At 41.0% G+C, this 14949-nt stretch carries 10 protein-coding genes; 4 read left to right on the top strand and 6 right to left on the bottom strand.

Annotated elements, in window-relative coordinates; genetic code table 11:
• Nucleotides 1–296 precede the first annotated feature (296 nt).
• The 4 genes from BTO08_RS07335 to pabB all read right to left on the bottom strand — a co-directional run bounded on the left by BTO08_RS07335 (nt 297) and on the right by pabB (nt 5524).
• A complete protein-coding gene (locus BTO08_RS07335; protein WP_005367064.1) occupies nt 297–1658 on the bottom strand; it encodes an L-serine ammonia-lyase in 1362 nt (453 codons plus the stop codon).
• Nucleotides 1659–1896: 238 nt separating this feature from the next.
• Nucleotides 1897–3150 (bottom strand): aromatic amino acid transport family protein, encoded by a 1254-nt coding sequence (locus BTO08_RS07330; RefSeq protein ID WP_105060492.1) that lies wholly within the window; start codon nt 3148–3150, stop codon nt 1897–1899.
• Between the two features lie 187 nt (nt 3151–3337).
• Nucleotides 3338–3946: a CoA pyrophosphatase gene (locus BTO08_RS07325; protein ID WP_105060491.1), complete on the bottom strand. Its 609-nt coding sequence runs from the start codon at nt 3944–3946 to the stop codon at nt 3338–3340.
• Between the two features lie 81 nt (nt 3947–4027).
• Nucleotides 4028–5524 carry an aminodeoxychorismate synthase component I gene (gene pabB / locus BTO08_RS07320; protein ID WP_105060490.1) on the bottom strand — a complete coding sequence of 499 codons (1497 nt, stop codon included), beginning with the start codon at nt 5522–5524 and terminating at the stop codon, nt 4028–4030.
• 79 nt (nt 5525–5603) lie between these two features.
• On the opposite strand from pabB, the gene BTO08_RS07315 reads away from it, so the two are divergent.
• The 4 genes from BTO08_RS07315 to BTO08_RS07300 all read left to right on the top strand — a co-directional run bounded on the left by BTO08_RS07315 (nt 5604) and on the right by BTO08_RS07300 (nt 12526).
• Nucleotides 5604–7118: a fumarate hydratase gene (locus BTO08_RS07315; protein ID WP_045083029.1), complete on the top strand. Its 1515-nt coding sequence runs from the start codon at nt 5604–5606 to the stop codon at nt 7116–7118.
• 205 nt (nt 7119–7323) lie between these two features.
• Nucleotides 7324–8361, top strand: a complete 1038-nt coding sequence (locus tag BTO08_RS07310; RefSeq protein ID WP_105060489.1) for an efflux RND transporter periplasmic adaptor subunit — start codon at nt 7324–7326, stop codon at nt 8359–8361.
• A complete protein-coding gene (locus BTO08_RS07305; protein ID WP_105060488.1) occupies nt 8358–9452 on the top strand; it encodes an efflux RND transporter periplasmic adaptor subunit in 1095 nt (364 codons plus the stop codon). The genes BTO08_RS07310 and BTO08_RS07305 overlap by 4 nt, the downstream gene beginning before the upstream one ends.
• Nucleotides 9452–12526: an efflux RND transporter permease subunit gene (locus tag BTO08_RS07300; protein WP_105060487.1), complete on the top strand. Its 3075-nt coding sequence runs from the start codon at nt 9452–9454 to the stop codon at nt 12524–12526. The genes BTO08_RS07305 and BTO08_RS07300 overlap by 1 nt, the downstream gene beginning before the upstream one ends.
• A gap of 91 nt (nt 12527–12617) precedes the next feature.
• On the opposite strand, the gene pyrC is transcribed toward BTO08_RS07300, so the two are convergent.
• Together pyrC and BTO08_RS07290 are read right to left on the bottom strand one after the other, a co-directional pair.
• A complete protein-coding gene (pyrC, locus tag BTO08_RS07295; protein ID WP_105060486.1) occupies nt 12618–13649 on the bottom strand; it encodes a dihydroorotase in 1032 nt (343 codons plus the stop codon).
• 153 nt (nt 13650–13802) lie between these two features.
• Nucleotides 13803–14741 carry a DMT family transporter gene (locus tag BTO08_RS07290; RefSeq protein ID WP_198038423.1) on the bottom strand — a complete coding sequence of 313 codons (939 nt, stop codon included), beginning with the start codon at nt 14739–14741 and terminating at the stop codon, nt 13803–13805.
• Nucleotides 14742–14949 lie beyond the last annotated feature (208 nt).

The raw sequence follows: 14949 nt of genomic DNA, 5'->3' as shown, positions 1-14949 counted from the left end.
GTTCTATATGTACCGGTATTCTATGTTGGAATATGCTGATACCAAGGTACATGCGCATGAGTATAGGACTAAAAGAAACGGTTGAATAGATGAAATCTACTCAACTTTTGTTATTGATCATATTGAGTATGTTTATCTATATAAAATGGATACATATTGATATGTGATTATGAGTAATTTAGGTCTTATGCTCTATATACGGGATATTATGCTATTTATCATGCCGTCGTTATAAATGAAAGGTATAAAAAAAGCTGCTTTAAAAGCAGCTTTTCTAATCAGTTAACGCTTAAAGATTAGCAAATAACCTTAATCGCTAGACCACCTTGAGATGTCTCACGGTATTTAGCATTCATGTCTTTACCTGTTTCAAGCATTGTCTCTATGACTTTATCAAGTGAAACACGTGGATCAGATGAGCGGCGAAGTGCCATACGTGTAGCATTAATTGCTTTAACTGCCGCAATGCCGTTACGCTCGATACATGGAACCTGAACTTGACCAGCAACAGGATCACACGTTAAGCCAAGGTTGTGTTCCATTGCAATTTCTGCAGCCATACAAACTTGTTCAGGGCTACCACCCATAAGCTCTGCAAGACCAGCAGCTGCCATAGAACATGCCACGCCAACTTCGCCCTGACAGCCTACTTCAGCGCCAGAGATAGAAGCATTACGCTTGTAAAGACCACCAACAGCACCAGAAGCTGCAAAGTAGCGAGTGTATTCTTTTGGGCCAACTGACTGAACAAACTTATCGTAGTAAGCAAGTACAGCTGGAATAATGCCACATGCGCCGTTTGTCGGTGCTGTTACAACACGACCACCAGCGGCATTTTCTTCGTTCACAGCAAAAGCAAACATGTTAACCCAGTCAACAACCGTCATTGGGTCGTTGCTTAGTTTTTCAGATGTCATTAGCTGTTGACGAAGTGCTGCTGCACGACGAGGAACACGTAGAGGACCCGGTAGGATACCTTCTTCGTTCATACCACGTTCCATACAATCACGCATTGTTTTCCAGATGTTAGCAAAGTAATTACTAATTTCATCTTCAGCGTTCATTGCACGTTCGTTAGCCATAACTAAAGAGCTGATTGATAAACCATGCTCTTTACATTGCTCAACCAGTTCAGAGGCATAGTTGAATGGGTAAGGCGCAACAACACTTGATTCTTGCGTTTTACCAAAGTTTTCTTCATCAACAATAAAACCACCACCGATAGAGTAGTAAGTTTTAGAGAAAACGTTCTCATCACCAATCCAAGCATGAATAGACATGCCGTTTTCGTGCAGTGAAAGGTTAGTCGTATGGAAATTCATACCACCATCACGTGGGAAGTCTACCGTGTGGCAATGCATACCAACAGGAAGACGTTCGGTTTCTTCAACACGGGCAATAAAGCCTGGAATACTATCGATATCAACATGTTCAGGGCTGTTACCAGCAAGACCCATAATAATAGCAATATCAGTATGGTGTCCTTTACCTGTAAGAGAAAGAGAGCCGTATACGTCAACAGTAATTTTAGTTATGTCACGTAATTTACCCATAGCACGTAAATCATCGATGAACTCTTTACCTGCTTTCATTGGGCCAACAGTATGTGAGCTGGAAGGGCCCACACCGATTTTGTAAATATCAAAAACACTGATCATGTTTATTACCTCAGTCGGGGGAAGCGATTCTTGCCTCCGGCCAAGACTGTATGCGTTTTATGACTCGCCCCTTCCTTGGCGAGCGTACTTAAAAAAGCAAGAGCAGGGCGTTTAGCATCCTGCTCTTAATTATCGTATAGATTGTGTTTATTGTACCAGAACGCTATACCTTTTCTTACACTTTATGCTTCAAAAAAGAAGTATTTTTGTGTTTGTATCGCGTCTGGTTACAGCGCTATTAAAAAGCGCCGTAAATTACTGAAGTAATCGCAGCCACACCACATAGAGCAGTGAAAACACGTGCTGCAACAGAGGTTTTGTATTTCGCCATTGCTGGTACTTTTTGCATCGCAACAACTGGCATTAGGAAAAGAATTGCCGCAATCATTGGTGCGCCCATTGTTTCAATCATACCTAGGATGCTTGGGTTGATGATTGCTACAATCCATGTAGTTACAACGATGAATGCTAGAGATAGTTTTTCAATTTTACCAATAGGCATTTTGCTACGAGATTTCGCTAGACCAACAAGACCTTCATGTGCACCTAGGAAGTGGCCGAAGTAGCTTGAAGTGATAGCAGCAAATGCAACCAGTGGACCTAAGTAAGAAATTGCTGGTGACTCTTTAATGTTTGCTAAGTATGAAAGAACAGAGATGTTTTGCTCTTTAGCCATGTTTAGTTGCTCTGGTGACATAGACAGTACAACAGAGAATACGAAGAACATTACAAAGCCCATTAGCATCATTGCTGCGCCGCCAGTGATCATGTCAGTTTTCTTTGCTGCATTTTCACCGTATACATGACGTTGCTCTTTTGCAAACTGGCTGATAATTGGGCTGTGGTTGAAAGAGAACACGATGATTGGAATTGCTAGCCAAATAACAGTAGGCATTGATGACCAATCAGGTGCAACAGACACCATTGACATGTTCCAGTCAGGAATTAGGTAAATAGACAGTGCAAGCAAAATGATAACCAGAGGGTAAACCATTGCTGATGTTGCCTTAAGCATTAGCTCTTTACCAAATACAACACCTGCTGTCATTAATGAAATAAGGACACCCGATAGTAGCCAGCGAGGAACAGAATCCATACCTAACTGGTTAACCATGAATGAATCAACAGTGTTTGTAATACCTACGCCATAGATAAGAACGATAGGGTAGATAGCAAAGAAGTAAGCGAATGTAATAAGGTTTGCACCTGTTTTACCGTAGTGCTCTTCAACGGTATCAGTAATGTCAGCATTTGGGTTTTTAGCTGAAAGAACAAAACGTGCTAAGCCTTTATGTGCAAGCCAAGTCATTGGTGCAGCAATCAGTGCTAAAATAACTAACGGCCAAAAACCGCCCGCACCTGCTTTAATTGGAAGGAATAGAACACCTGCACCTACAGCTGTGCCGAATAGTGATAATGCCCATGTGAAATCTTTGTATGTCCAACGAGTTTTTTCTACACCAGTTTTAACTGCGGTCGATGTATTTTGCATTTTTTGTAATCCAAAAAAAGGGAACGGAACGGAACGTTGTTTTAGGAACACGTGCATTCTCGCTATTTACGGCTGGAATACAATGATAAAGATCCCGTTATGTAAGTCGTCTTTATTTGTTGTACAAATAAAGACGACTTAGCTCACAATTTTAAATTTGGTAGAAGCTAAAAAAACAGCTAAGAGGCTATAAATCATCATGCCAAATTTGATCTGAAAGTAGCTTTATCATTTGAGCGGTAGCACCCCATATAGAATAATCCTCAAAGGGGATGTTATATACACTGTGATTATTGCCATTAAGTAAGAATTTATATTGGCGAATATTGTTTGGGTTAAGTAAATGGTTCAGAGGTGCCTCAAAAATGCAATCGACTTCATTGGGATCTGCGATAGGGGTGTAATCGGAACCTATTGTGGCGATAAAAGGCGTGACCATATAACCACTCATGGTCGGCAAGGTAGAAAGGCAACCATGCACATCATTGCGATAACAAGTAATATTCGTTTCTTCAAATGTTTCACGAATAGCGGTTGCGATTAAATCTTCGTCTGTTGGTTCAAATCGCCCGCCAGGAAAAGCAATTTGCCCTGGGTGGTGTTTAAGATGTTTTGCTCTACGCGTTAATACAACATTCAAACCATTTTCGCGATGAACGAGAGGGATCAAAACAGCAGCTTGCTTAAATCGGTATGTGTCTTCCCAATGTTGTCGGATTCGATCTTGATGGTTTTGATCATATTGCTGACTAGGTGCAAGAAGAAATCGACTTAAAATTTGCTGCTGTCCAACCATAAAACCTCGTTAGTAAAATGAAGGTGTTTTCATCTTAAATGCTTTTTATTTTAAATATCATTGTGATGCATTTATCAATACCTATTGTAAGGTTGGCAGAATCTTACTCAATTTGTCGAGTGTTTCTTGATATTCGCTATCTGGATCACTATCAGCAACAATCCCGCCTCCAGCCCACGCATGAATTTTCTGTTCATTAGCCACCAATGTACGAATCGTAATACTGGTATCCATTGTGCCACAACGACTGACATAACCTATGCTGCCACAATAAATACTGCGGCGGTGCGGTTCTAACTCTTCAATAATTTCCATCGCTCGTACTTTCGGGGCGCCTGTTATCGAACCTCCAGGGAAGCATGCTTTTAATAGATCTGTCGCACTATGATCTGCTGGTAATTCGCCTGAGACTGTACTCACTAAGTGATGTACGGCTGGAAAACTTTCAATCTTAAAAAGATGTGGTACTCGAACTGTACCGGGGGTGGCAACACGACCAATATCATTACGCAGTAAATCTACAATCATTAAGTTTTCTGCACGATCTTTTTCAGCATTTTGAAGAGCTACGGCATTGGCATTATCTTGAACGGTATTCTTGCTACGAGGTCGAGTCCCTTTAATCGGCTTAGTTTCAATCAGTCCATCACGAAGTTGTAAAAAACGCTCTGGAGATACCGATAAAATCGCACCTTGTTTTAAGCGAATAAAACCAGAGAATGGCGCTCCATTTTCTGCTTCAAGAGTTAGATATGCTTGCCATTCATCGCCTGTGTAATTAGCAGAAAAGCGCTGCGCCAAGTTGATTTGATAACAATCGCCAGACAACAAATAATCTTGGATTTTGTTAAATTTGTTACAGTAATCCTCTTTGGTCATATTGGATGACCAAGCAGATGTTAAAGAAAAGCTATCAGCAGGGTTTGGATCTGTTGCTGAATGTTGTTGTGAGAATGCCCTAAGGTGTTGTTCAAGCCATGTTTGACGTTCGGCACTTTGCGGCTCTACTAGCGATACCGTTTGTTCTTGATGATCAACAATTAATGCCCAGTCATAGATCCCTAATGCTAAATCAGGTAGCGGAATGTCATGTTCAGCAATTGTTGAGATATTTTCAACCTGACGACCTAAATCGTAACTAAAGTAGCCTAATGCCCCACCAATAAATGGCAGTGTCATCATTGGGCTAACTGCAGGTAATAATTGCGCTTGTAATGATTGTACTAATGCAAATGGATCATCGGTATACGTTTCTTCTGTACCATTTGCATAACACACCTTGCTTATCCCATTTTCTGATTCAATAGTGGCTAAAGGATCAGCAACGATAATGTCAAAACGGTTATCTGGATGATTTTCTGCCGCCGAGCGTAATAGCATTGCCCATGGCAAACCAGAGAGTGGTGCAAACCATGTTAATGCTGCATCTTTTGAGTAGGCGAGCGATGTAATGCTTAATTCTGGATGTGATTTACAAATCATTTTCTTTTTTGTGACAAAAGTTTGATTGGCGCGTAGCGCAATAATAAGTGCAAGAGTATCATATTCAGAGAACGACGCCCAAAGATGTGCATGCACTTAACGTGAACATCTTCCCTACAAAAATTGAAAGTAAATTTCGGGCGCTATGGAATGATATAACTCAACGAGGGGAACTATGACTGTCATCCGCAAAGAAGACGTAATTAGTAGTGTGGCAGATGCATTACAATATATTTCTTATTACCACCCACTGGATTTTGTGCAAGCTTTAGAAAAAGCCTATAACAAAGAGCAAAGCCAAGCCGCAAAAGATGCGATTGCACAAATTTTAATAAACTCTCGTATGTCTGCCGAAGGGCATCGTCCAATCTGTCAAGACACAGGGATTGTTACCTGTTTCGTGAAGATTGGTATGAACGTACAGTGGGATAGCGATCTTACTGTACAACAAATGATTGATGAAGGTGTGCGTCAAGGTTATACCAATCAAGATAACCCGTTACGTGCATCGGTTGTTGCGGATCCTGCAGGTCGTCGTATTAATACGAAAGATAATGCGCCTGCTGTTGTTCATATCGATATGGTACCAGGTGATAAGGTTGAAATTCAGTTAGCAGCTAAAGGTGGCGGCTCTGAAAATAAAACTAAAATGGTGATGTTGAACCCATCTGATGATATTGCTGAGTGGGTTGAAAAAACAGTACCGCTGATGGGAGCTGGCTGGTGTCCTCCTGGTATGTTGGGTATTGGTATCGGCGGAACCGCAGAAAAAGCGGCTGTGCTTGCGAAAGAATCATTGATGGAATCGATTGATATTCATGAATTGAAAGAGCGCGGAGCACAAACAACAGAAGAAGCATTACGCTTAGATATCTTCGATCGTGTCAACAAGCTTGGTATTGGTGCGCAAGGTTTAGGTGGTTTAACAACAGTTCTTGATATAAAAATTAAATCCGCACCAACACATGCGGCATCGAAGCCTGTTTGTATGATCCCTAACTGTGCCGCAACACGTCACGTGCACTTTACTTTAGATGGTACTGGCCCTGCAGAATTAACACCGCCTAAGTTAGAAGATTGGCCTGAAGTGACATGGGAAGTGGGTGATAGCGTTCGTCGCGTAAATTTAGATACGGTTACGAAAGCAGATGTTCAAGAGTGGAAATCAGGTGAGACTGTTTTACTGTCTGGTAAGATTTTAACCGGTCGTGATGCTGCGCATAAACGTATTCAAGAAATGTTAGCCAAAGGTGAAGGTTTACCTGAAGGCGTTGATTTCAATAATCGTTTTATTTACTACGTTGGTCCTGTTGATGCAGTGGGTGATGAAGTCGTGGGTCCTGCGGGTCCTACAACATCAACGCGTATGGATAAATTTACCGACATGATGTTAGGTGAAACGGGTCTAACCGGAATGATTGGTAAGGCTGAGCGTGGTCCCGCGGCGATCGAGTCAATCAAGCAGCATAAAGCTGTTTACTTAATGGCTGTGGGTGGCGCTGCTTATTTAGTTGCCAAAGCTATTAAAAAATCACGTGTAGTGGCGTTTGAAGATCTTGGTATGGAAGCGATTTATGAGTTTGAAGTCGAAGATATGCCAGTAACAGTAGCTGTTGATTCTAATGGTACTAATGCTCATCAAACAGGCCCTGATACATGGCGTGTAAATATCGCTGAAATGGAAAAGTAAGCTATATAAGCATATCTAAGAAAAGGAGCCTTGTGCTCCTTTTTTTATTGTCTCTTTTATCTTAAAAGGATTGTGATATTGACTCTATTTTCATATATGAAACAAGATTGTCAACTTAAAAGCCTCTACTATTCATAGATATATATTTTTTCATACATTTTTTTAACAATAGTAAGATTTAGTATGAAACATCATGGAGAGTAGTATGAGATATCGCTTTTTTGCGGCATTGTTTACATGCTTAGCATTAATTGGCTGCAAGGATGATAAATCAGCGATTGCTGAGCCTGAGTCTCGACCGGTTAAATTACAATCAGTTTCAGTAGGTAATAATGAATCACAACGGGCGTTTCCAGCGATTGTTGAGGCGGGAGATAAAGCCGTTTTAGCTTTTCGCGTTTCAGGTCAACTTGCTAGCGTAGATGTTCACCCTGGTCAATTTGTGACGAAAGGACAGATACTTGCAACATTAAATAGCGATGAATTTTCACTGCTAGTGAAGCAGGCACAAGCGCAATATGATTTAGCGAATGTGCAATTTAAGCGCGATAAAGAATTACGGAAAAAAAATGTAGTATCAGAGTTAGATTACGATACCTCTAAAGCTAACTTAAAACAGGCAAAAGCTTCATTAGATAAAGCAATATCGAATTTAAGTTATGCCAAGCTTATCGCACCTTATGACGGGCACCTTTCTTTATCTATGGTTGAAAACTATGAATATATCAGTGCTAAACAGCCTGTAATGCATATTCAAAGTGCTAAATTGATCAATATGACATTTCAGCTTCCTGATTATCTTTTAGCACGCTTTCAAGGTCATGCCGAAAATATTAATCCTACCGTAGCTTTCGATACCTTAACTAATCAAACCTTTCCCGCACAATTTAAAGAAATTGATACAGAGCCAGATAGCAAAACATCCAGTTATAAAGTAACACTCTCAATGGCACGTCCGGAAGGAAGTAATATCATGCCGGGAATGTCTGGTAGCGTGACAATTGTTCTGCCACAAGGAAATGCAGGCGCAATACCAATGCGTGCGATCATTACTGAAGACAATAAAGATTATGTATGGCGTGTTGATGATAATCAGCAAGTTGTAAGAACTGAAGTCATATTAGATAACAATAATCGTGTGATATCAGGTTTAGAAGATGGTGATGTTATAGCGACATCAGGCGTATCTGAATTGCAATCAGGTCAGAAGGTCCGCTCATGGATCAAGGAGCGTGGACTATGATCAAACGTTATCGTTTATTGACATTGGTTATCTGTACAACATGGTTACTCCAAGGTTGTGAGAAACCAAGTGTTGAGCCGCGCGAAGCGCAACCGCGAGTCAAGGTACAGCAGGTACAGTCAGGTAAACAATCACCGAAATTAACGTTTCCAGCAGTGGCTTCAGCAGCTGATAAATCTATTTTATCATTTCGTATTGCTGGAGAGATTACGCAAATATTAGTGCGTTCAGGAGACACCGTTAAAAAAGGGCAGGTATTAGCGCGATTAGATCCACGTGATTACACATTAGAGGTGGATGATGCTCAAGCTAAATACAATGTTATTGATAGCCAATACCGCCGTTCAGCAACATTATTAAAAAATGGCTATTTACCTCAGTCTCAATTTGATGAATTAAAAGCTAAGCGAAGTATTGCGAAAGCAAATCTTGATTTAGCTAAATTAAAATTAAGTTTTACTTCGCTTAAAGCCCCATTTAGTGGTGTGATTTCGACTATTCCAGTTGAGCAATTTGAAAATATCAAAGTAGGTCAGCAGATTATGAATATTCATAGCATTGACTCTGTTGATATCGAGATCCAAGCGCCAGATATGATTTATTCCAAACAAAGTATTTTGGATGTTAATAAAGCACAGGGGTCTTCTTCGAAAGTCATTTTACCGAATAACCAAAAATATGTGGTGACATTAAAAGAGTTTACCACTGAACCTGATCCTGAATCGGGTTCATTTCTCGTAACCTTAACGATGCCGATGCCTAAAGATCAGTTTATTTTGGAAGGCATGCCAGTTGAAGTTGAGGCCGATGCTCAGAAGTTACAAGTTTATCAAGTTGGGCAGCAAATCGTACCACTTGAAGCCTTATTTAATTTAGACGGTGATGATATCGCCTCTAATCAGAAATATGTTTGGATACTGACACCTGACAATACGGTGTCGAAACGCCTTGTGGTAACAGATAAAGTTGTGCCTGAAGGGGTACGATTAAAATCTGGTGTTAAACAAGGGGAACAAGTTGTTGTTACAGGCGTTAACCGCTTACGAGAGGGACAAAAAGTGGTGGTATTGGCTAAGGAGGGACAACAATAATGAAGCAAGATATCGCGACTTATTTCATTAAGAATAAAGTGATCAGCTGGATGCTGACGCTAATATTTCTTGTCGGTGGCACCTTTTCTTTCTTTGGTTTAGGCCAATTAGAAGATCCGGCATTTACTATTAAAGACGCTATGGTTGTTACCTCTTATCCAGGGGCGACACCACAGCAAGTTGAAGAAGAAGTGACCTATCCTATAGAAAAAGCGATTCAGCAGTTAACTTATGTTGATGAAGTGAATTCTATTTCGAGTCGAGGATTGTCACAAATCACAGTGACCATGAAAAACAATTATGGCCCTGACGATTTACCACAAATTTGGGATGAATTACGCCGTAAGGTTAATGATATATCCTCTAACTTACCTCCAGGAGTCGCAAAGCCTAAAGTCATTGATGATTTCGGTGATGTTTACGGCATTTTGTTAGCAATAACGGGTGAAGGTTATAGCTATAAAGAACTCAGTGATTATGTTGATTACTTACGCCGAGAAATTGAACTTGTTGATGGCGTGGGAAAAGTGGGTGTTACTGGCAATCAGCAAGAGCAAGTATTCATTGAAATCTCAATGCAGCGACTCAGTAGCCTCGGCATTTCTTTAGATACAATTTACAACATTTTAGCGACACAAAATTTAGTTACGAGTGCGGGCGCAGTTCGTATTGGCGATGAATATGTTCGCGTTCATCCTACTGGTGAATTCAAAAATGTTGATGAACTGGGCGATTTAATCATTACCGATAAAGGCGCTAATGGGCTGATTTACCTTCGAGATGTCGCAGAGATCAAAAAAGGTTTTAAGGAGATTCCAGATAACTTAGTTAGCTTTAACGGCAAAGAAGCGCTGAACGTTGGTATTTCTTTTGTCGCTGGCGTTAATGTTGTTGAAGTAGGCCAACGGGTTATGCAAAGGCTGGCTGAACTGAAAGAACAACAACCAGTGGGTATTGATATTGATGCAGTATATAGCCAGCCGATTGAAGTAGATAAGTCAGTAAGTGGTTTTGTTGTTAGCTTAGGTCAGGCAGTAGCTATTGTTATTGTGGTGCTGCTGTTCTTTATGGGGCTTCGTTCAGGCTTACTGATTGGTTTAATCTTGCTCCTGACTGTTTTAGGCACCTTTGTGTTTATGAAGTGGTTAGCGATCGATTTACAGCGTATCTCTTTAGGCGCCTTAGTTATTGCACTGGGTATGCTGGTGGATAATGCCATAGTCGTGGTCGAAGGAATATTGATAGGCATGCAGAAGGGGCGAACGCGAATGCAAGCGGCTTCTGACATTGTGACTCAAACCAAGTGGCCACTGCTAGGGGCAACAGTCATTGCAGTAATGGCATTTGCGCCAATTGGTTTATCGCAAGATTCAACGGGTGAATATTGTCGAACACTATTTACGGTGCTTCTGATCTCACTGATGTTGAGTTGGTTTACAGCGATATCGTTAACGCCATTCTTTGCGGATCTGTTCTTTAAAAACGTCAAGGTGGATCAAGATAGCGATCAAAAAGATCCGTATGGAGGTATTTTCTTCACCGTATACCGTAAGTCATTAGAGTTTTGCATGCGTCGTGCATGGCTAACAGTGATCACCTTGATCCTGATGCTAGGTGGGAGTTTGTATGGCTTTACATTATTGAAACAATCGTTCTTTCCTGCATCAACAACGCCAATGTTTATGGTGGATGTATGGCTTCCTGAAGGGACCGATATCCGTGCTACCAATAATACGCTAAAACAGCTTGAGAAAGTGGTCGCAGCGGAAAAGGGCGTAGAATATGTCAGTTCAAGTGCGGGTAAAGGTTCGCAACGTTTCATGTTGACGTATGCACCAGAGAAAAGCTATGCCGCTTATGGTGAGTTAATTGTGCGTGTTGACTCATTTGATAGTGTTGTTCCTGTGATGAAAAATTTCCGAGAACAATTAGATAAACAATTTCCCGAAATTGAATACAAAGCCAAACTAGTCATGTTAGGGCCTTCATCCGGCGCTAAAATTGAAGCGAGAATTGTTGGATCAGATCCAACCATACTACGTGGAATTGCGTCGCAAGTGGTGGATGTGATGAATGCAGATCCTGGCGCATTCAATATTCGTCATGACTGGCGAGAGCGCACCAAAGTAATTGAGCCGATATTTAATGAAAGCCAAGCAAGACGCTATGGCATTACTAAAAAAGATGTTGATGAGTTACTGCAAATGGCATTTTCAGGGATCAACATTGGTCTCTATCGTGAGGGCACAAACTTAATGCCAATCGTGGCACGTTTGCCTGAAGATGAGCGAGTCGACATTAGCACCATAGAAGGCATGAAGATCTGGAGCCCTGCCATTCAAGGTTATATTCCACTTCAACAAGTGGTGCTAGGTGTCAATGTACGTTGGGAAGATCCATTAGTGGTGCGTAAAAATCGTAAACGTGTGTTAACGGTAATGGCTGATCCAGATCCTATTGGTGAAGAAACGGCAGCGACAGTACAAAAACGTATTATGCCAGCAATCGCAGATATTGAACTGCCAGAGGGGTACACCTTGGAATGGGGGGGCGAGTATGAATCATCAGCAGACGCGCAAGCCTCGTTATTCCAAACGATGCCGATGGGTTATTTGGCGATGTTCTTAATTACTGTATTGCTTTTCAATAAGGTAAAAGAAGCATTGATCGTTTGGGCAACCGTGCCATTGGCAATTATTGGTGTGACATTAGGTTTGTTGTTACTTAATACGCCATTTGGTTTCATGGCACTGCTTGGTTTCTTAAGTCTATCCGGTATGTTGGTGAAAAACGGTATCGTATTGTTAGACCAAATTGAGATTGAGATAGCCAGTGGTAAAGATAAATATTTAGCTGTGTTAGATGCGGCTGTCAGTCGTGTACGTCCTGTGTGTATGGCTGCTATCACCACTGTTTTAGGTATGTTACCGCTATTACCAGATGTGTTCTTTAAGCCAATGGCAGTGACCATTATGTTTGGTTTAAGTTTCGCTACCGTATTAACGTTAATCGTTGTTCCGGTGCTATATCGTTTATTCCATAAGCTAAAAATACCGACAAAAGAAACTGCTTAATGCTGAATTAAATTAACTGCAATTAAAAAGGCTTCCGATTCGGAAGCCTTTATTTTTATAAAGCTGTTTAGCGTTTGGTTTACTTCAGTGGTTAAGCGTTCACTTTCCAGCTAATGGTCTCACCCGCTTTAATCGGTACTACCGTGTTGCTACCAAATTGCATTTCTTCTGCTACTGTCCACGACTCTTTTACAAGCGTAATCGTATCTGTATTACGTGGTAGGCCGTAAAAATCAGGGCCATTGAAGCTAGCAAAACCTTCTAACTTATCTAGTGCGCCAGCTTGTTCAAAGACTTCGGCATATAGCTCGATAGCTGCGTGAGCAGTGTAAGAGCCAGCACAACCACATGCTGCTTCTTTCATGCCTTTTGCATGCGGTGCGGTATCGGTACCTAAGAAAAACTTCTTGCTACCACTGGTTGCTGCATCCACTAATGCTTGCTGGTGAGTGTTACGTTTTAAGATAGGCAAGCAGTAGAAGTGTGGGCGAATACCACCTGCTAGCATATGGTTACGGTTAAACATTAAGTGGTGAGCTGTAATGGTTGCAGCGACATTGTCACCTGCATTTTGAACAAACTTTACAGCATCTGCTGTCGTAATGTGTTCAAGTACAATTTTGAGTGATGAAAATTCTTCAACAATAGGACCAAGTACAGTATCAAGGAATGCTTTTTCACGGTCGAAAATATCAACATGATTATGTGTTACTTCACCATGAATAAGAAGCGGCATACCGACTTCTTGCATCGCTTCTAATGCAGGGCGAATTTTATCAATTGAAGTGACGCCAGAGTCTGAGTTAGTCGTTGCGCCAGCAGGATAGAGTTTAGCGGCATATACATGACCCGATGCTTTGGCTTTCTTAATTTCTTCTGGTGATGTGTTATCTGTTAGGTAGATAACCATAAGTGGTGAAAAAGTTGGGCTTGGTTGAGCGTCAAGAATGCGGTCACGGTAAGCTAAAGCAGATTCTGTATCAGTAACAGGAGGGATTAAATTAGGCATGATGATCGCGCGCCCCATGTAACGGCTAATATCCCTTACTGTATCTTTTAATACATCGCCATCACGTAAATGTGTGTGCCAATCATCAGGACGAGTAATCGTTAATGTTGTCATTTTGTTTCCCTTCCAAAAAATTTGCCCGATTCTAAAAGTATCGTTGCGCTAAGTAAAGGTCATTAATTCAACAATCGGTTTGATTGTTGAATTAAAAGGCAATCGTTTGCCAAAAGAGAATATGATCACAGCACTTTAGTTAGAATCTGTGTATCATTGTCCTCTTCTCTTCATGCTTATTACTGAATAAACCACAAAGAGCATGCCTATAGCATGATAAAAAGTAAAAGGTTCATTAAGTAATGTGATAGCAAAAACTGCGGTAATAGCAGGGCCAACGTTGCTGGTTAAACTTAGCTGTGATGGATTTAATTTTTGCATAGCGGCAGCAACAAAAAACGATGGCAACACAGTACAAAAGATACCTAGCGCGATCCCAAGCAGGATAAGCATTGGATCCAGAACGATCACATTGACGCCTTGCCACTGACTTTGAATCAAAATAATGATCCCTGCGGATCCCATTCCGATGCAGGTAAATAATTGGCTGCCCATTTTGGTAATTAACTTTTTGCTCATGATTAAGTAACAAGCGAAAACGAATGCGGATGCAATGGCCAATCCACTTCCTATCAAGACATTATTCCCCATACTTCCTAGATCATGAAAAACAATAAAAGCGACACCAATATAGCCAAGTGCAATAGCTTTAAATGTACCTTGTGCTGGCTTTTGTTTTAGGACAGTCCAACTAATTAAAACGACGAAGCTTGGAAATAGAAAAATTAGTAGTCGTTCTAGCTGCGCACTGATATGCGCCATGGCTGCAATATCAAGGTATGACGCAACATAGTAGCCTAAGACGCCAATAGCGCTTGCCGCTAAACCATATTGTTTCAGATTATCTCTATGCTCTGTTTTTCGTAATAGCCATAGCATCATAATGATATAAATCGGCACAGAACTTATCGCTCGTAACGACATAATCGACACCGCATCTCCACCATATTGATAAGCAAGTTTGATAAAAACGGGCTTGATAGAAAATAAAGCAGTACCGATAAGAGCATAAACAATGCCTTTATTGAGTTCAGCATGAGGGGAGCTGACGTTTTCGTTAATTGGGTTGTTGCTTGAATTTGATGATGTCATGTGATTTCTCGCTTAAAGATGAAAATAATGCTGCGAGAAATGCGGAGGTCACTGGCTGAGCATAACTCACAGCCAGATAGCAAAACTCTACCGGCCGGATGGCAGTAGGGAATTGAGGAGCCAAATGTAACAAGTAAAAATAGATGAATAAATCATAGTGTTGCCTATTTATTGAACGCTAAGTTCAACTTACAAGAGATAAAAAACA

The sequence above is a fragment of the Photobacterium angustum genome (assembly GCF_002954615.1).
Lineage (GTDB): Bacteria > Pseudomonadota > Gammaproteobacteria > Enterobacterales > Vibrionaceae > Photobacterium > Photobacterium angustum_A.
The sequence above is the reverse complement of the archived record's forward strand: the minus strand, read 5'-3'. Positions and strand labels throughout refer to the sequence as shown.